At 66.5% G+C, this 18,297-nt stretch carries 15 protein-coding genes; 9 read left to right on the forward strand and 6 right to left on the reverse strand.

The features are described 5' to 3' along the window. Positions 1 to 3: 3 nt before the first annotated feature. Entirely contained in the window at positions 4 to 771 is a 768-nt protein-coding gene (locus ABW18_RS17835) for a pirin family protein (protein ID WP_049700345.1), read from the reverse strand. Between the two features lie 297 nt (positions 772 to 1,068). Here ABW18_RS17835 and ABW18_RS17840 point away from each other — a divergent pair, with 297 nt between their 5' ends. Further along, complete coding sequence (locus ABW18_RS17840) at positions 1,069 to 2,721, forward strand: NTF2-like N-terminal transpeptidase domain-containing protein (protein WP_083444453.1); 1,653 nt, start codon at positions 1,069 to 1,071, stop codon at positions 2,719 to 2,721. Here the strand turns inward: ABW18_RS17840 and ABW18_RS17845 are convergent. Together ABW18_RS17845 and ABW18_RS17850 are read right to left on the reverse strand one after the other, a co-directional pair. Further along, positions 2,697 to 3,140: a DUF3054 domain-containing protein gene (locus tag ABW18_RS17845; RefSeq protein WP_049700346.1), complete on the reverse strand. Its 444-nt coding sequence runs from the start codon at positions 3,138 to 3,140 to the stop codon at positions 2,697 to 2,699. The genes ABW18_RS17840 and ABW18_RS17845 overlap by 25 nt on opposite strands. 61 nt (positions 3,141 to 3,201) lie before the next feature. After that, complete coding sequence (locus tag ABW18_RS17850) at positions 3,202 to 4,335, reverse strand: lysylphosphatidylglycerol synthase transmembrane domain-containing protein (RefSeq protein WP_049700347.1); 1,134 nt, start codon at positions 4,333 to 4,335, stop codon at positions 3,202 to 3,204. A gap of 34 nt (positions 4,336 to 4,369) precedes the next feature. On the opposite strand from ABW18_RS17850, the gene ABW18_RS17855 reads away from it, so the two are divergent. The 3 genes from ABW18_RS17855 to ABW18_RS17865 are packed head-to-tail and all read left to right on the forward strand — an operon-like array spanning position 4,370 to position 7,553. Beyond that, entirely contained in the window at positions 4,370 to 5,758 is a 1,389-nt protein-coding gene (locus ABW18_RS17855; RefSeq protein WP_049700348.1) for an AI-2E family transporter, read from the forward strand. Further along, on the forward strand, positions 5,755 to 6,888 hold the full coding sequence (gene macS / locus ABW18_RS17860) for a MacS family sensor histidine kinase (protein ID WP_049700349.1): 1,134 nt from the start codon (positions 5,755 to 5,757) through the stop codon (positions 6,886 to 6,888). The genes ABW18_RS17855 and macS overlap by 4 nt, the downstream gene beginning before the upstream one ends. Continuing rightward, positions 6,885 to 7,553, forward strand: a complete 669-nt coding sequence (locus tag ABW18_RS17865; protein ID WP_049700350.1) for a response regulator — start codon at positions 6,885 to 6,887, stop codon at positions 7,551 to 7,553. The genes macS and ABW18_RS17865 overlap by 4 nt, the downstream gene beginning before the upstream one ends. 13 nt (positions 7,554 to 7,566) lie before the next feature. Here ABW18_RS17865 and ABW18_RS17870 read toward each other — a convergent pair whose 3' ends face one another. From ABW18_RS17870 to trmB, 3 genes are all read right to left on the reverse strand, one after another. After that, positions 7,567 to 10,710, reverse strand: coding sequence for an MMPL family transporter (locus tag ABW18_RS17870; protein ID WP_049700351.1), 3,144 nt, complete (start codon positions 10,708 to 10,710; stop codon positions 7,567 to 7,569). A gap of 126 nt (positions 10,711 to 10,836) precedes the next feature. Beyond that, positions 10,837 to 11,628, reverse strand: coding sequence for an NYN domain-containing protein (locus ABW18_RS17875; RefSeq protein WP_049700352.1), 792 nt, complete (start codon positions 11,626 to 11,628; stop codon positions 10,837 to 10,839). Further along, positions 11,625 to 12,476 carry a tRNA (guanosine(46)-N7)-methyltransferase TrmB gene (gene trmB / locus ABW18_RS17880; protein ID WP_049700466.1) on the reverse strand — a complete coding sequence of 284 codons (852 nt, stop codon included), beginning with the start codon at positions 12,474 to 12,476 and terminating at the stop codon, positions 11,625 to 11,627. The genes ABW18_RS17875 and trmB overlap by 4 nt, the downstream gene beginning before the upstream one ends. 115 nt (positions 12,477 to 12,591) lie before the next feature. Between trmB and ABW18_RS17885 the strand changes: the two genes are divergently transcribed. From ABW18_RS17885 to ABW18_RS17905, 5 genes are all read left to right on the forward strand, one after another. Beyond that, positions 12,592 to 13,425 carry a hypothetical protein gene (locus ABW18_RS17885; protein ID WP_049700353.1) on the forward strand — a complete coding sequence of 278 codons (834 nt, stop codon included), beginning with the start codon at positions 12,592 to 12,594 and terminating at the stop codon, positions 13,423 to 13,425. Position 13,426: 1 nt separating this feature from the next. Beyond that, positions 13,427 to 14,812 (forward strand): hypothetical protein, encoded by a 1,386-nt coding sequence (locus ABW18_RS17890; RefSeq protein ID WP_049700354.1) that lies wholly within the window; start codon positions 13,427 to 13,429, stop codon positions 14,810 to 14,812. Further along, the gene (locus ABW18_RS17895) at positions 14,809 to 15,159 is read left to right on the forward strand and encodes a DUF6802 family protein (protein WP_049700355.1); all 351 of its coding nucleotides are present in this window, start codon (positions 14,809 to 14,811) and stop codon (positions 15,157 to 15,159) included. The genes ABW18_RS17890 and ABW18_RS17895 overlap by 4 nt, the downstream gene beginning before the upstream one ends. Before the next feature lie 217 nt (positions 15,160 to 15,376). Next, entirely contained in the window at positions 15,377 to 17,203 is a 1,827-nt protein-coding gene (locus ABW18_RS17900) for a phosphoenolpyruvate carboxykinase (GTP) (RefSeq protein WP_049700356.1), read from the forward strand. Positions 17,204 to 17,247: 44 nt separating this feature from the next. Continuing rightward, on the forward strand, positions 17,248 to 18,270 hold the full coding sequence (locus ABW18_RS17905) for an esterase-like activity of phytase family protein (protein ID WP_049700357.1): 1,023 nt from the start codon (positions 17,248 to 17,250) through the stop codon (positions 18,268 to 18,270). Positions 18,271 to 18,297 lie beyond the last annotated feature (27 nt).

Here is an 18,297-nt window from a genome sequence, read left to right on the forward strand (position 1 = left end):
GAGTTACGGCTCTCCGAGTGCTTTGTCCATGGCCCAGATCAGAATCTCGGCGGGTCCATCTCCCGCGTCCGTCTGCAGCGTGGCCCCGGAGGTGTCGACGCCGCGCGCAGCGTCGCCTGCCGTGAGGGTGACTTCGGCGGCCTGATCTGTTGTGGACAGCACGGCCCGGCCGTCGACGACGAGGACATGGGTGAACCGGGCGTCGGGGATGCTGACTGAGGAGCCCGGTGCGATACGGACGGCGAAAAGCGTCGCGGCGCGGTTGCTGATCGTGATCGCGGCATCGACCGATGGGTCGCCCGACGCCACGGCGACGAGATCGCCCCCGGCGAGTGCTGCGGAGATGTCGCGCTGCTCGTACGACGGCGTGATGCCGTACTCGTCGGGTACCAGCCACATCTGTATGTAGTGGACCGGTTCGGAACCCGATTCGTGCAGGTCAGGCCACGGGTCGTTGCGTTCGGTGTGGTCGATGCCGGAGCCGGCGCTCATTCGTTGGGCGAGACCGGGATAGACGACGCCGGTGTGACCTGCGGAGTCCGTGTGCACCAACGTGCCGGAGACCACCCACGTGACGATTTCGGAATCCGAATGATGGTGGGCATCGAATCCATGTCCGGGTAGTAAAACTTCTTCATTGCATGCAATGAGAAGTCCATGATGGGTGTTTGATGGATCGTAATGATCGCCGAATGAGAACGAGTGACGGGAGGTCAACCAATCGGTCGACGTCACCTCCCGGACTTCGGCCCGGAGCACCGTGAAGACCATGACCCATTATGGGCATCGGCTCTGACGCGGAGTTCAGGCCGCCACCGCGCTGCAGCAGAGGTTGACTCCGGCGTGGCTGAGGGTTCAGACCTCCTCGTCGACTCCGGTCCGCGAGACGACGATTCCGACGGCGAGAAACTCATCGACTCGGCCACCGCGAAGTCCCTGGCCGACGCCCCCGATCGCACGGCCGACCGTGAGATTGACGGGGGCCGAGACGAGATCGTGACTAGTCCGAGTTCCGACCGCAAGCAGGTTGATGGTGTTACTCGTGTGACTAAAGTGAAGAATGGGACTATGAAGTATTGCTTGCGGTGGGTAGCTCTTGTTGCCTGCGTAGTCCTCGTCGGTGCCGGTGGTTTCGTCACCTGGCGAATGGTCACGAGCGGTCCAGATACCGGTGCCGCGGCGGCGGTCAGCGAGTTCGCCAGCGCACTGAGCAGGAAAGACGCCGCCGCAGCAGCGTCGTTCACCACCGCCCCCGGACAGGCGGCGGATGCCCTGACGCAGACCGTTACCGCGATGAACCCTCAATCGATCGACGTAGACGTCGACAAGCCGGAGGAGTACAGCGACGGCACCGCGTCGTTCAATCTGAAGACCACCTGGCGGTGGGACAAGGACCGCTCGTTCGAGTCGGCGACGTCGGGCACTGCTCGGCACCTGAGTTCCGGCTGGAAGATCACGTGGGATCCCGCTCTCCTGGCCCAGGGGTTGCCCGTCGGCGGCAACCTCCGTGAGATCCGGACCGATGCGCGGCCGGCCCCGACGGTCAACAGCGTGTCCGGCAAGCCGTTCATGGTGTTGGCGCCGGTCAACGAGATCATTCTCGACCCGGCCAAGACCAAGGATCTGCAAGCGTCGGTGCGCGCCCTCTCGCGGACGCTGGCGCCGATCGCGCCGCTGATCACACCCGAGGTGATCAACGCGAAGCTCGCGGCGACACCGGACAAGCCGATCGTCGCGGTGACCCTGCGCGATCCCGACATGGGTGTAATGACCAGCGATCCTGCTGCGGTTCCCGGAGTCTCGGTGAACAAGACCGGCATGCTCGTCATGGCCGACCGTCGACTCTCGTCGCCTCTGGAACCGGCACTGACCAACTACTGGCAGGCGATCCGCGACGCGACGGCCGGATGGCAGGTCCAGATGGTCGGCCCCGGTCTCGCGCCGCGCAAGCTCGCGGGTGAGCAGGGGCCTCCTGGTCCCGACGTGGCGACGTCGATCAACCAGCAGGTGCAGTTGACCCTCGGTGACGCGGCCGTCGAGGTCGGGCAACCCGCGACCATCATGGCGCTCGACGCCGGGTCGGGCCGGATTCTCGGGCTTGCGCAGAACGACTACGCGGCCGAGCGCGGCAACAGCGTCGACCAGGCGTATCCGGTCGGCGCGACACTCGATCCCGTCTTCTCGGCCGTCGACAAGGCCACGTCGCAGAAGCAGTCGTCGAACAAGGAGTCGTCGGACACGGCGCTCGACAGGCTGGGGCTCGGCGTCACCTTCACGGTTCCCGGAGCGTCGACGCCGACGACACCGAAGCCAGGTGTCGCGACCATCGACTATCGACCACAGTCGGCGACGGCGACCATGCTGAACATGGCCGCGCTCGGTGTGTCGATGGCACGCGCTGATGCGGGGGATCAGAGCTCGGTTGCTCCCGCAGTCATCTCGGGAGCGCCGACCAAGGTCGACGGAGGTTCGCTCGGCGCGATCGACAAGTCGGTGAGCGCACCGATCCTCGCGGCCATGACGACAACGGCCAAGACCGGCGACGCCAGTGACCTGACCCGCGCGCCCGGCCTGAAAGCGCTGGTCGGAACCAACGGACCGCAGGGTCCGGGCTGGTTCGTCGGCATTCAGGGCGGCAAGGTCATCGTGATCTACACCGAGGGTGAGAAGTCGGGGACCGCTGCGCTACAGGTCGCTCAGAAGTACTTCCGCATCGCGTAGGCGACGACCGCGCGCCAGCCGAGCATGAACAGGCCGAGCGCGATGGTCGCGACGATGATGAAGCTCAGAGCGACGCCCTGGTGCAGCAGGTAGCGCAGCACCATGCCGATCGCGACGGTGCAGATCCAGATCACCAGACCTGACGGGATGATGCGGGCCGGCCGGAAGTCGCTGCCGAACCATTCACTCGACCGGACGTGCGCGTAGACGTAGGCAATCGACCAGCCCGCGGCGGTGGCGACCAGGAACGGCCACAGGGTCTGCAACACTCCGATCAGCGCGAAGCCGTCGTGGTGATTCGCCCTGCCGATCAGTACGAACACGACGACGGCGACGGCGTCGCAGAGCGCTGCCGCGGCCAGCGGAAACGTCGTCGAGTGCCGACTGCTGGTCGGATCGCTCACGTCAGACTTCGACATGGGTATCCACGGTAGCGCCACCCACCGTCGACGACGTGCTGCGGGTCGCGGGGTGGGGTTTTCATGAGGGGGGCGGCTCGGGCCCCAACTCCTTCTGCCCGGGATTCGCGGCCGGGTCGAAGTCGCCCGACTCGACGTCGCGATCGATCTCCTCGCCGATCGAATCGTCGGTTCGGATACGCGACCGGAACAGGAAGAACACGACGATCCACCCGATCAAGGCGATGAACACATAGCTGATGATGCGGTAGACGAGCACCGCTGTCAGCGCGTCGGCGGCAGGCATCCCCGCACTGGTCAGCGCCGGGACGAGCACGGCGTCGACCACACCGATGCCTCCGGGTAGCAGCGGGATGGCCGTACCGACCGCCTTGCCCGCCGCGTAGGCGACCATCAGGCCGGAGATGCTCGGATGAGCCCCGACCGCCCAGCACGCGAACATCAGACATGCGACGTCGGCGATCCAGTTGAACAAGCTCCACGCGAAGGCGACGCTGGTGTCGCGGCGCGTGAGCTGGACGGCCCGCAGCTGTTCGAGTGTCTCCAGCAGCCGCGCCACCCCGTGATCGGCCGGCTTGCTGCGTACCTGGTTGATCCAGCCGAGTACACGTTCGCCGGTCGACTGCAACGACTCCGGATGGCTGGCGAGGTACTGCAGCACGACAGCCACCGCGATGAATCCGACCGCGGAGAAGACCACAGAGAACGGGCTGGTCTTGGCGCCCGCGAGCAGTGCGCCCCCGAAGCCGAGCACCGCGAGCCCCACACCCGCGAGCAGTCCGGACATGACGACCTGCCACGACGCGATGACGGGCGTGGCACCCCATTTTCGGGTCTCGCGGTAGGTAAAGGCAGGCGCGAGCACCTGACCGCCCGGCAGCGTCTGGCTGACCGAGTTCGCGGCCAGCACCACCGACAGCGACTTCCACTCGGACACACGGACACCCGCCGAGCGCAGCAGCGCACGCTGTACCTGCGCAAAGCTGTCCATCGAGAGCAATGCGGCGACGATGCACGCGACGAGCCACACCCAATCGAGATCACCGATTCGGTGCGCGGCCTCTTCGAGTTTCGGCCAGATCAGCACGATCTCGACCGCCAGGACGACCACCACGACCGCCACCAGCACCCACCGAACCCACCAGAAGCGTGAGCGCGTGGCGGTGCGGTGGACCGCCGGTGTATCCGACGTCATACGGCCAAGGGTAACGACAGCTAGTGTGACTTCCGTGGACCATGCCGCTCGAACGAACGACGGATATCCCGAAGATGCAGAAGCGGGTGCGTCTGGCAGGTCGCTGGCCGAGCTCGACCGATCCAAGGTCCACCCGTTTGTCCGTGCCACAGCCGAGTGGGTCTGGCGGCTCCTGCTGATCCTCCTCGCCATCTACGTCCTCGGGCGTCTGTTCCTGCAATTCGACGAGGTACTCGTTCCGGTTGCGCTGGCGATTCTGGTGTCGGCATTCCTCGTGCCGGGCGTCGACTGGCTCGATCGGAAGGGTCTGCCGCGCTCGCTCGCCGTCGTCGTGATGATGCTGGTCGCGCTCGGTGTCGTTGCCACCGTCCTGACGTTTGTCGGCCGAGCGTTCGTCCACGGATTCCCCGCACTGACCGCCGAGATCACGGTCACCATCGACCGCACCCGGGAGTGGTTGGTCGACGGCCCACTCGACGTCGACGAATCGCAGGTGCGCAACCTCGGGTCGAACATCATCAACCTCATGGAGCACAACCAGGCCAAACTCGCCGGTGGTGCCGTCGCCACGGCAACGACGGCGACCGAACTGGTCACCGGCGCGTTGCTGATGGTCTTCCTGACGATCTTCTTCCTCTACGGCGGCGGTCAGATCTGGGAGTTCTGCTGCCGACTCGTACCTCGCAATACCCGAGGTCGGGTCGCTGCCGCGGGAGTCGCGGGCTTCGGCACCCTGGTCGGCTACGTGCGTGCGACGGTGATCGTCGCCCTCGTCGACGCCGTGTGTATCGGCATCGGGCTGGCGATCCTGCGCGTTCCGCTGGCCCTGCCGCTGGCAACGGTGATCTTCCTGTTCTCGTTCATCCCGATCGTCGGCGCACTGATCAGTGGTTCGCTCGCCGTCGTGATCGCGCTGGTCACGCAGGGCTGGCTGACCGCGGTGATCGTATTGGCGATCCTGGTCGGCGTCATGCAGCTCGAAGGCCATGTGCTGCAACCGTTCCTGCTCGGCAGGTCGGTGCGATTGCATCCGGTCGCGGTGATCCTCGCGATCGCCGCGGGCATCGTCGGGGCGGGAATCATCGGCGGTCTGTTCGCCGTACCGATCATCGCGTTCGCGAATACCGCCGTGCGATATCTCGCGGGCCACCGCAACCTGCCGATCTCGAGTGGTGAGGGTTCGTATCATTACGCCGAACCCGACGAACCTCATTGGGACAACCGAGATCTCGATGCCGCGACCGCCTCGGCGGGCGTCGCGGTCGAGGAGGGCGTCGGTGTCTCGAAAGCCGACGCCGAGGCGGACGTCGAGCGAGGGCTCGACGGTGATGGTGCTCGCGTGGACGACACGGGAGACACGGCAACCGACGACACGGCGCCCGACGACACAGCACCCGTGAAGGACCCCGACGAGACGTCATGAGAAGTGATCCGGTCACGCCGCTCTGGCGCGGCGCGCAGGTGCTGCGACTGTTGTCGTACCTCTACGCGCTCGGGTTCCGGATCGCGATCGACGACGACCTGCTGCACCCGGGTGTGACGTGGGTGTTGTTCGGGTTACTCACCGCGTGGACCGTGGCCTGCGGCATCGCGTATTACGTTGGCTTCGGCCGCAATTGGTATTGGGTCGGCGCAGAATTGGTGATCGCCTGCGCACTCATGTTGTCGACATCGTATGTGGCCAGCGAATCGTGGGCGCTCAACAATCAGACATGGCCGACGACGCTGTGGGCCACCAACTCGGTGATCTCCGCGGCGCTGCTCGGCGGGCCGATCGTCGGCCTCGTTGCAGGTCTGGTCGTCGGCGGCACAAGCGCTTTCGTCAAGGGCTGGCTCGACCTCAACTTCGGCCGCAACGCGACGATCCTCGTGATGATGGCGTCCGGCGTCGCGGTGGGACTCGCGGCGGTCAACGCCCGTCGGGCGCAAGCGGAGTTGGCCGCTGCTGCGCGCGTCGCGGCGGCTGCGACCGAACGCGAGAGACTGTCCCGCGAGGTGCATGACGGTGTGCTTCAGGTACTTTCGTTCATCTCCAAACGTGGGCGTGAGATAGGCGGTCCGACAGCGCAACTCGCCGACCTCGCGGCAACTCAGGAGGTCGCCTTGCGTCGCCTGATCTCCGATGTCGACGTCGGCGGTGAATCGACATGTGGGACTGCGGATCTGACCGCGCTGCTGCGCGCTGCCGGCGGTGACGCCGCCGCGGTGAGCGCGCCCGCGGACCCGGTGATCATCGACGCGACGACGGCACGCGAGATCAGCGCCGCCGTGATCAACGCACTCGACAACGTCACTCATCACGCGGGTGCGGGGGCGCGGGCCTACGTACTCCTCGAAGACCTCGACGACACCGTGGTCGTGAGTGTCCGCGACGACGGTGTGGGTATCGCGGCGGGACGGCTCGACGAGGCACGTCGCGCCGGCAGGCTCGGCGTCGCGCAGTCCATCGTCGCGAGAATCGAATCGCTCGGTGGCACAGCGATACTCGACTCCGACGAGGGAATAGGCACGGAGTGGGAACTGACGGTACCGGTGACGCGGGAGAAGAGATGAGCGATACGCAAGATGCCAGCCAACTGCGGGTGATGGTTGTCGACGACCATCCGATGTGGCGGGACGGGGTGGCGCGCGATCTCTCCGACGCGGGGTTCGAGATCGTGGCGACTGCCGATTCGTCCGGCGCTGCGGGGCGTCGTGCCGGTGCGGTGCGACCCGACGTCGTGCTCATGGACATGCAACTGCCCGACGGCAACGGGGCGGAGGCCACCGCGGCGGTCCTCGAGGTGTCGCCGAAGACGCGGGTGTTGGTCTTGTCGGCATCTGACGAGCGCGACGACGTGCTCGACGCCGTAAAGGCCGGCGCGAGTGGCTATCTGGTCAAGAGTGCGTCGAAGGAGGAACTGATCGACGCGGTGCGGGCGACCGCGGCAGGCCAGGCGGTGTTCACGCCGGGACTCGCGGGTCTCGTACTCGGTGAATTCCGGCGCATGTCGTCAGAACCCGACCGCGCACCGCAGACCCCGGTGCTCACCGAGCGTGAAACCGAGGTGCTGCGCTACGTCGCAAAGGGCATGAGCGCCAAGCAGATTGCCCGGAAGCTGACCTTGAGCCACCGGACCGTCGAGAATCACGTGCAGTCGACGTTGCGCAAACTACAGCTCGGCAACCGTGTCGAACTCGCGCGGTACGCGATAGAGCACGGGATCGACGACGAGTGAGCTGACTGACCCGCTACTCGCCGGAACGGCTGCGGCGCAACAACTCCTGCACGCTGATCTGCCGGTTCTCGCCGGGCGTCTCGTCGGCGCGTGCGTGGCGATCCGACCGACTCGGTCCATCGTCGGGGCGCGAACGCCGGGGCGGCGTCGTGCGGGTCTGATGTTCCTCGCTCGGTGCGACGGGTGGCTGTGCTCGGCGCGCCGCGTCGGGGGAGAGTCCACGCTCCATCGGCGACTGTGCACCCTCGGGTGCGCGTTGCTGCGTTGCCCGCGCCTGCTCCGGCGACAGCGACGCGACGAGCGGACGCTTGCCGGTCTTGTCGAGATCGGGGCGTCGACCCAGCGGCGACGGGCCTGTGGCGCCCGACTGCGGCTGGTTCAGGCGGATGCCGCCCTCGCCGAGCATCCACCCGCCGGTGTCGGGACGATCGGACTTCTGACGCCGCGGTGACGGCGGGCGAGCGGTGCGCGTACGTACCGGCTCGATCTCGTCGAGCGTCTGTGCGGGACGCTGGTCGCGCAGGGCAGGACGTCGGTCCGACGGCGGACGCGACGGCCCGCTGCGTGCTGCCGGCTGGGTTGCTGCAGGTTGGGCCGCTGCAGGTTGCGCGGAAGGCTGCGCAGCGCGACGTTGCATCGGTTGCGGCGCCGGGGCCGGCTGGGGCGCGGGGGTTGGTCGCGGCGCCGAACCTGCGCGCATGGAGCGTGTGGCTGCGCCCGCCGAGACCGTTGCGGCGGCACGCGGAGCCGCCCGCATGGCGGTCGTCGGTACCTCGGAGATCAGCGTGCCCGCGCGCATACCCTGCGTGCCGGCGCCCGCACCGGCGACCTTGGCGTCGGGCTCGTCGTCGAGAATCGTCTCGCCGAGGCCGATCTTGCGCTGCATGGTCTTCATCCAGCGCGGTGCCCACCAGCAGTCGTCGCCGAGCAGCTTCATCGTCGACGGCACCAGCAACATGCGGATGATGGTCGCGTCGAGGATGAGGGCCGCGATCATGCCGTACGCGATGTACTTCATCATCACGATGTCGGACAGTCCGAAAGCGCCCGTCACGACGATGAGAATCGCAGCTGCCGCGGTGATGATCCGACCCGTGTGTGCTGTACCGACGCGGACCGCTTCCGTGGTGCTCGCGCCTTTCTGTCTCGCTTCGACCATGCGGGACAACAGGAATATCTCGTAGTCCGTGGATAAACCGAACACGATCGCGATGATCAGCACCAAGACGGCCGCAAACAGCGGGCCGGGCGTGAAGTTGGCGATCGACGCGCCGTGACCGTCGACGAAGATCCACGTCAAGATGCCCAGCGTCGCCGCGAGGCCCAGCGCCGACATGAGTGCCGCCTTGATCGGTAGCACCAGCGATCCGAACGCCAGGAACATCAGCAATCCGGTGACCAGGACGAGCAGGATCGCCATGAGGGGCAGTCGGGTGAGCAGGGCGTCGATGGAGTCCTGCACGAGTGCCGGAGTTCCGGCCACCCACATCTGGATGCCCGCGGGTTTGTCGATGGCGCGCAGGTCCTTGACGGCCGCGCCGGCGGTATCGCGATTGACCAGACCCGCCGACATCTGGATGACCTGCGGACCGTTGAAGCCGTAGGTCCCGGTGAGTGCTCCGTCGTCGGCCGACGGGCTGAACGGCTTGGTGAAGCCGGGGATCTTGTTGGCCTCGTCGGCGATCTGCTGGATCTTGGTGCCGCTGTCGGGGTCGTTGACGTCGTAGGAGATGACGAGCTTGACCTCTTCGGTGCGTTCCTTCGGGAACGCCTTGTCGAAGTCCTCCTGCGCGACACGGCTCGGGTTGTCCGGCGGCAGATAAGCCTCGCTGATGCCGCCGAACTTGATGCCGCCGATCGGGATGGTGAGCACCAGCAGGATCAGGACGGTCGGAACCGCGGTGGCGACCGGGTGGCGCATGACCCACCCCGACAGGCGACCCCAGAAGCCGTTCTCGATCTCGGCCTTGGTCTTGGTGCGCCGGAGGAACGGCAGCCCAAAGGCGTCGATCTTCGGTCCGAGGATGCTCAGGATGGCCGGCAGCACCGTGATCGAGAGGATCGCGGCCAACGACACCGAGAAGATCGCGCCGTACGCGACGGACTTCAAGAAGCCCTGCGGCATCATCAGCAGACATGCGATTGCGGCGACGATGATGGTCGCCGAGAAGACCACGGTTTGTCCCGCGGTCATCACGGTTCTTCGTACCGCGGCCTTGGTGCTGTAACCCTCTGCGAGTTCTTCTCTGAATCTGCTGACGATGAACAGGCCGTAGTCGATCGCGATGCCGAGGCCGATCAGGGTGACCACCGACTGCGCGAAGATATTGAGCTCGGTGAGCTGGGCGATGATGTTCATGATGCCCAGCGAGCCCGCGATGGTCAGACCGCCGATGAACACCGGGAGACAGGCGGCGATGACACCGCCGAAGATGAAGAACAACATCACCGCGACCAGCGGAAGCGCGATGACCTCGGCGCGTCGGATGTCGTCGTCCATGCCGCTGGCCATCGCTCCTGCGACGGGCTGGAGGCCGGCCAACTGGAAACGGGTGCCCTCGAGACCGTACTTACCGGGATCGTCGACGACGCCCTGCAGGAACGGTTCGATCTTCTGGTAGTTCGCGAGCACGGAGGTGTCGTCGTTGCCCGCGACGCCGATGCTGATGAAGGCCTGCTTCTTGTCCGCGGTGAACGTCCGCGACCTGATGGTGTCCTGTGCCGCCTTCTGCGCGACCGTGTCGTCCTTCAGGTAGAAGGGGTCGATGATCTCGTGGTTGTTGCGCAGTGCGTTCTCGTAGGCCTGCTGATCGGTCGAATCGGGAGCCTCGGCTGCTCGCTGCACCACATCGGGATGCTGCTGCAGCAGATCGTCGACGACCTTCTCGACCTTGGTGCCGAACTCCTTGTCGTCGACCTGCGTCCCTGCGGGCGGGGTGATGAGGAGGATGACGTCGGAGCGATGGTCGCGGCCGAAGGCGGTGTCGGCGACGACCGAACCCTTCGACGACTGGGCGGTCGGGTCGAACCAGCCGCTCTGCGACAGGTGGTTGCCGAGGCCGAGTCCGTAGAGGCCGAGGCCGCCCATGATGGCGACCAACACCGCGATGACGGCAAAGCGCATCCGGAAGACGAATGTTCCGATGGCTCCGAACACGCCGACTCCTTTCGGGAAAGTCTCGCCGAGATAGTTGCCGAGATTGTTTCAGTGGTGCCTGAGTGCTTGCTGAGGTTTGGCTCTTGGTGTTTCGGGCTGGGTTTGCGGTCCGAGCGGACTGTTCTCTCAGCGGAGAAGTGCGCGCAGCGGCCGGAACGGGGTGAGCCACGCGCCGTCGTCTGGCAGTGAATCGAGCCCGATCCGAGGCAGCGGCTCCCGGAACACACCGGGTATCTCCTCGAGATCAACGAACTCGAGTCCGTCCGTCGACAGCGCCCAGCTCACGTGTTCGCGGAACCCGATGACCGTGACCGGAACGCCTTCGGCTGCGATCTCGATCAGTGGATCCCGAAACGCCTGACCATCTGCGGACGCGACGATAAGCCCGGCTAACCCAACAGTGTGCCTGCGAAGCTCGATGTGGTCGAGCATGTCGGAGTCCACATCACTGTCCTCGGAGAGTTTCGGCTTGGCGAACACCGCGTACCCGACGTTGCGTAACGCGTCGACCCATGGCCGCACGACGTCGGCGCTACCAGGCACGATGTTGGTGAAGACCGTCGCCTCGGGTTCGATCTGGACCGCGGTGTCCGACGTCGTCGAAATGTCGTCGACATCACTATCGCCGTCGCGAGCATCGTCATCGTCGATCGCACTGTCATCGGCGTTGTCGTCGCCGACCGACCGATCGTAGGCCGCGACGGCTGCCTGTGCCGAGATGTCGGCGGTGCGCTGGAGTAGCCAGCGGCCGAGCGCGTCGAACCGCGGTCGGTGCGCCGCCGTCGGCCGTCCGCCGAGAATGGACCCGAGGCCCATGTCCATGTTGGGTGCGTCCCAGACCAGAAGGACGCGCTGCGCGCCGCTTTGTCCGGAGATCGTGTCGGCGAAGCGTGCGGCCGTGCCACGGGTGTCGGTCATGAGCCTTCGCCGCCTGTCGGGATCTCTGGAGATTCAGGGGTTTCTGGAGATTCTGGGTTGTCTGAGCCCTCAGCCGTCGCCTTCTCACGGGGTCGGACGTAGACGAACTCGTTGACCTCGCGGCCCTCGCGCTCTGCGCGACCTTCGAACTTGGTGGTCGGACGCTCGAGCGAGACCGGCACCGCAGTGGTCGCGGGTACGACATGGACCCGCTCGGGATTCTGTGTTGCGAGGATTTCGGCGATCCACTCCGCGTAGTCCGCATGGTCGGTGGCGATATGCAGGACGCCGCCGGGCCGGAGTCGGTCAGCCATGAGTTCGATGGTGCCTCGTTGGACGAAGCGGCGCTTGTGATGGCGCGATTTGGGCCAGGGGTCGGGAAAGAAGAGGCGAATCGCGGTGAGCGATCCGGACGGGATCAGTTCACGCAACACGACGACGCCGTCGCCGCGGATCATGCGCACATTGGTCAGGCCTGCGCGGTCGACGAGTCCGACGAGCTGTGCCAGGCCCGGCTTGTAGACCTCGACGGCGATCACGTCGACGTCGGGTTCGTCTGCCGCCATCGCGGCGGTCGAGATGCCGGTTCCGCTGCCGATCTCGAGCACGCGGGGTGCCTCACGCCCGAACAGCGCGTCGAAGTCGATGGGTGGTTCCGGGGTCTGGGCCGGGTCGGTTGCCAGGTCGCGGCCCAGCACCGGCCACAGCGTCTCCCAGTTGCGCTGCTGGCCCGGCGTCAGCGAGCCGCGGCGGAAGCGGAAGCTGGTCACGCGCGGGTAGAGGCGTGACGCGTCGCCTTGGCCGTCGGCCGGTCCGGGGGAGGAGTTCACCGGTCCATCGTGGCTCATCGGGTCGGTCATGCACACGTCGACACCCGCTTGTGCAATCTGCTGCGCCACCTCACCCAACTGCGACTACCCTTCCACCAGGGAAGATCGGCCGGTCTCGAGTGGGGGTGAGTGCGTGATCGATCCAACGGGTCCGCTCGCTCGCGCACTGTCGTCGGGATCGATCGGGCAGCTCGTCGCGCCCGATTCGCCCGCTTTCGGCACGCTCGACGCCGCCGCGCGACGCTACGTGCAGCCACTGTCGGTTGCGGTGGTCGGTCGGCGCGGGGTGGGTCGCGACACCATGGCGCGCGCGTTGTGTGAGCGGTTCGGGGTCGCGGCATTCGTGGCCGAGCGTGGGTCGGGCGTCCTCGCCGGAGCCGATCTTCGAGTGCACGTGCTCGCCGGAGCGCCGCGAGGTGCCGACCACGACATGCTCGCCGCCTCGCCAGGCGAGCGGACCGTCGTCGTCCTCGGAAAGGCCGACACACTCTCGGCCGATGCCGCAGACGGGCTGGTCCGCGTCGCGAGTGAGTCACTCGGCAGGCCGGTCGTCGCGGTCTCGCAGTTGTCGGCGTGGGTCACGGTGTCCGACGACGAGTTAGCGTTCCTCCGCACACTCGCCGCCGACGGTGAGGCGATGCCGTCGATGTCCGGCCACTTTCTCGCGCCCGCACGGCCTCAGTCGCAGATGCGCGCCGACCTGATTCGACGCCTCGACGCCGCTGGTATCGGGCGTGCGCTGACTCTTCTGGCCGTCGACGACCCGGCGGCCGCCACCGCAGCGGCACTCACCAGATACTTACGAGCGACAAGCGGATTCGACGCTCTGCGCGACGCGATCGAGACGTGCATGCCCGCGGTCGCTGCCCATCGGGGTGCGCAGGTGCGCGCATCGCTCGAGCTGGCCGCGGCAGCCGGCGCCGACCGCGACAGCGTCGAACGGCTCCTGCAGACGGAAGGTGTGTGACGTGGGCTCCGAGTTGTCGACGCTCGCCGCCGGTCTCGTTCCGCTGTGTCGGGTCGCCGTGGCTGCCGCCGAAGGTGTCGACGTCGAGCCTCTCGTGGAGGCGTGTCGGGCGGTCGCGGCGTCGATAGAGGGTGCTGCGTCAAAAGAGGGCTCTGCGTCGACAGAGGGCCCTGGGGGTTCGGCCATCGACTTCGTGACATTCGATCCGAACCGCGACCTCGCGGGCGCCAACGCTGCGGTGCTGGTCATCGATCCGGCATCGGCGGTCGTCGACGACGAGGATCTCGCCGCGCTGCGGGAGCTGACCTCGGCGGTGGAGCATGTTGCTCTGGTCTGTTGCCGCATCGAGTCGTTCTGGGATTGGCCGCGGATCGTGCGTGGATATCGGTCAGAACTCGATCCCGCCGGAGCGCTACCGGTCTTCGCGGTGTCAGCAGCCGCGGCACTCGCGGGCGCCGTCGACGAGTCGGGGATCGGCGATCTGCTCGACTGGTTCGCGACACCGAACGCCGAGCCCACCGCACGCATCCCGCAACCGAAAACCCCGCAACCGAAAATCCCGCAAGCACCGACCCCTGTGGACTCCGACGACCGCGTCGACCCCGACGCCTTGGCGATCCGTCGCGCACGATTACTGGCGCTCAGAGACAGGGGACGAGCGGACAGGCTGGCGTCGCTTCGCGCGGGAATCGTCCGCGTGCGTGCGCAGAGCGGCGCCGACATCACGGCGCGGGTTCGTGCGCTCGTCGCGCGCGCCGAACACCGTGGCGCCGCGACCACCGGCTCCGACGTCGAAGCCGACGCCGCCTGGCTCGACCGCGAGATCGACGGTCTCGTCACCGACCTCGACGCCATCACCGACACCCGACTCGACGCCGTCGCGTCGTCGACGCTCGTCGGACTCGACGTCGACGATCCGCCCGCGCACCGAGACGACGAGCCGATCGTCGCGCGTCGCGATCTGCCGTCCGGGCGACGCACGGGCGAGGACGCCATGCTGCTGCTGATCGGTGCGTCGACGGGTATCGGAATCGGCAGACTCGCGGTCGCGCCGCTGGCCTCGGTGCACACGCTGCAGTGGATCAGCATGCCCGCGGCGCTCCTGCTCGGACTCGCGGTGGCGGTGTGGGTGATCCGGATGCGGCGTGCGGCAACCGTTCGCGCGCAGGTGCGCACCTGGGTCAACGACGTTCTCGCCGACGTTCGTGCCCGGGTCGAACGTCGGGTTGCCATGCAGCTCACCGAGGCGGAATCGCGCATCGGCGGCCAGGTGCTGCGCGCATACGATCGCCAGGGTCGTCGAATCGCCGACGAGGTCGCCGAGATCGATCAACGTCTCAGAGAGCTCCGCGCAGCGGGCGGGGCAGTCAGTGGGGGTAGCCAGTGAACATCGACTCGTTCGACTTCGGAGACGTATCCGGTGAGGAGCACCGGGACTGGGCCGGCCTCACCGAACCGGGGTCGCAGCCCGATTCGCCCGCCGACAACCTGCTGATGCACGACGACGGCCGCATCTGGGACCTCGGCCCCGCAGACGTCGACACCGACGCAGACGGGGTGGCCGATTCGTTGACTCGCAGTGGTCCCGGGGGCCTGACGGTGTACACCGACAGTGACCACGACGGTCAGGTCGATCGCATCACACAGGTGGGCTCCGACGGCTCGTTCGCCTCCCAAACACTCGACCGCGACACCGGCATCTGGGTCGCCACGGACTCCGGCAGACTCGAGTGAGTGGGTTCGCATAGAGCAGAAAGTCCTGGTGGCAGTGGGTTGCAAGTCCTCGGAAATCCGACATCGGTCACCTTGCAAGCCCCCTCCGGGGTGTGCGAATGTGGCCTATACCGCATCTCGTAACCCCAGGCCCTAGCGCACGCTCGGTCACAGTATCCTGGGGATAAGCAACCCATACGGGGCGGCCAATGCGGGTCGCCACCTCGGAGGAGGAAATATGACCGCCGCCACGATTCCGGGTCTGGAACCCGGCACCGCTCCGACTAAACACGAAGCGCTGTTGGCATGGGTGGCCGAGGTCGCCGAGCTCACTCAGCCCGACCGTGTGGTCTGGTCCGACGGCAGCGACGAGGAGTGGGATCGCCTCACCGCTGAACTCGTCGAGTCGGGCACGCTGCTCAAGCTGAACGAAGAGCACAAGCCCAATTCCTACCTGGCCAAGTCCGATCCCGCCGACGTCGCGCGCGTCGAATCGCGCACCTTCATCTGCTCCGAGCGTGAAGAAGATGCGGGCCCCACGAACAACTGGGTCGCGCCCGACGAGATGCGCGCCACCCTCACGCCCCTCTTCCGTGGCAGCATGCGCGGCCGCACGATGTACGTCATCCCGTTCTGCATGGGCCCGCTCGGCTCCGACGACCCGAAGCTCGGCGTCGAATTGACTGACTCCGCCTACGTCGTGCTCTCGATGAAGATCATGACCCGCGTCGGTCCCGAGGTGCTACGCCTGCTCGGCGACGACGGCTTCTTCGTCAAGGGCCTGCACTCGGTCGGCGCTCCGCTCGAGCCCGGTCAGGCCGACGTCGCATGGCCGTGCAACCCGAACAAGTACATCACCCACTTCCCCGAGACCCGCGAGATCTTGTCGTACGGATCGGGTTACGGCGGCAACGCGCTCCTGGGCAAGAAGTGCTACGCGCTGCGCATCGCGTCGGTGATCGCGCGTGACGAGGGCTGGATGGCCGAGCACATGCTGATCCTGAAGCTGACCAGCCCGGAGAACAAGGTCTACTTCGTCGCCGCTGCCTTCCCGAGTGCGTGTGGCAAGACCAACCTGGCAATGATCCAGCCGACCATCCCGGGCTGGAAGGCCGAGACCGTCGGCGACGACATCGCCTGGATGCGCTTCGGCGACGACGGTCGTCTCTACGCGATCAACCCCGAGTTCGGCTTCTTCGGTGTGGCACCGGGCACCAGCATGGACTCCAACCCGAACGCGATGAAGACCATCGACGCCGGAAACACCCTGTACACCAACGTCGCCGAGACCGACGACGGCGACATCTGGTGGGAGGGAATCGGAGGCGAGAAGCCTGCGCACCTGACCGACTGGCTCGGACGTAGCTGGACGCCTGATTCGGATGAGCCTGCGGCACACCCGAATTCGCGCTACTGCACACCGATCTCGCAGTGCCCCTCGCTGGCCGAGGAGTGGGACGACCCCCAGGGTGTGCCGATCTCGGCGATCCTGTTCGGCGGTCGTCGCAAGACCACGGTGCCTCTCGTGACCGAGGCCCGCGACTGGCAGAACGGCGTCTTCATGGGTGCCACGGTCGGCTCCGAGCAGACCGCCGCCGCCGAGGGCAAGGTGGGCACCGTCCGCCGCGACCCGATGGCCATGCTGCCGTTCATGGGCTACCACGTCGGCGACTACTTCCAGCACTGGATCAACCTGGGCAAGAACGCTGATGCGTCGAAGCTCCCGAAGGTCTTCTACGTCAACTGGTTCCGTCGCGGCGACGACGGCCGCTTCCTGTGGCCGGGATTCGGCGAGAACAGCCGCGTGCTGAAGTGGATCATCGGCCGCATCGAGGGCGAGAACGAAGGCGTGCAGACGCCGGTCGGCATCGTCGCGAAGCCGGAGGAGATCGACGTCTCCGGGCTCGACGTCCCCACCGAGGATCTCGAGGCGGCGCTCGCCGTCGATCCCGACGAGTGGCGTCGTGAGCTCCCGTTGATCGAAGAGCTCTTCGAGTTCGTTGGCGAAAAGCTCCCGACAAGCCTGCAGGATGAGCTCGACGCCCTCAAGCAGCGGCTGGCCTGATCTCACCTTCTGTCACATCTGTAACTGAGGTATCGTTGCCCCCTATGAGTCTTCGCTCGTGGGGGGCAACGGTCGTCTCTGCGCTTTTGGGTACATCAGTTCTCCTCGGCATATCCGGTATGTCCGCCGGAACTGCGCACTCTGCGACGCCGATAATCGCGCGCTACACCGACACTGCGTACGTCAGCGGCGTACCGACATTCGGAGCGATCTCGGGCATCGATCGGATCGGCGCCAACCGATTCGCGATGATCTCGACCGACGTCGGCCGCGGCGGACCAGCACGCTTCTTCACGAGCCAGTTCAGCTACACCTCGGGTGCTGCGGGCTTCACGTCGAATCCCGGAATCGACGGCGGCGGTGTGCTGCTGGGCCCCGGCAACATCCCGCCGCTGCCGGGTTCGGCACAGTACGAGGGAATCCGCGCCACGAGCGGCGGCTATGTCGTAGTCAGTGGTGGCGACCATCAGTTCGTGCGTCTGCAGAGTGCCGGGCCGGTCGCCACCTACATCCGCGATCTCGGGCTGCCCGCGGCGTGGCGGCCATCGAAGAAGTCGGGTCTCGCCGGTCAGCGTGGACTCACCGGCGTCGCTGTGGGACCACGCGGGCAGATCAGCGTGATCACGGCGGGAGGTCTCCGTCAGGACCCCGCAACGTCGGCGCGGTTGCTGACGTTCGGAAAGACGAACTCCGAGTTCGTGTATCGCACCGATCCGGGTAAGAGCGCTGCCGACGTCCTCGCGGTCAACAACACCGACTTCCTCGTCCTCGAGCGCGGTAAAGGCCGCAGCACGGCGATCTACTGGGCGACGACCCGTGGCGCCGATCAGGTCGGCGGGAGGGCCAACCTCTCGGGTGCCGAGAAGCCGATGCCCAAGCAGTCGATCTTCAACACCGACGGCACACCCCGACTCTCGACGGGCAACGTGTCTTCGATGGCGTGGGGTAACTGGCAGCCCGATCTGCCGTGGCAGGACTTCCGCACCCGCACCCTGTTCGTCGTCACGAACAACGCCTTCGCCGGGCCGACCAGGGTGCACTCCTTCGAGGTCCAGCTGCCCCGCTGACGCGTCGTCGCGGCAACCCTGAGATCT

The sequence above is a fragment of the Gordonia jacobaea genome (genome assembly GCF_001186365.1).
In the GTDB taxonomy this organism is placed as follows: domain Bacteria; phylum Actinomycetota; class Actinomycetes; order Mycobacteriales; family Mycobacteriaceae; genus Gordonia; species Gordonia jacobaea.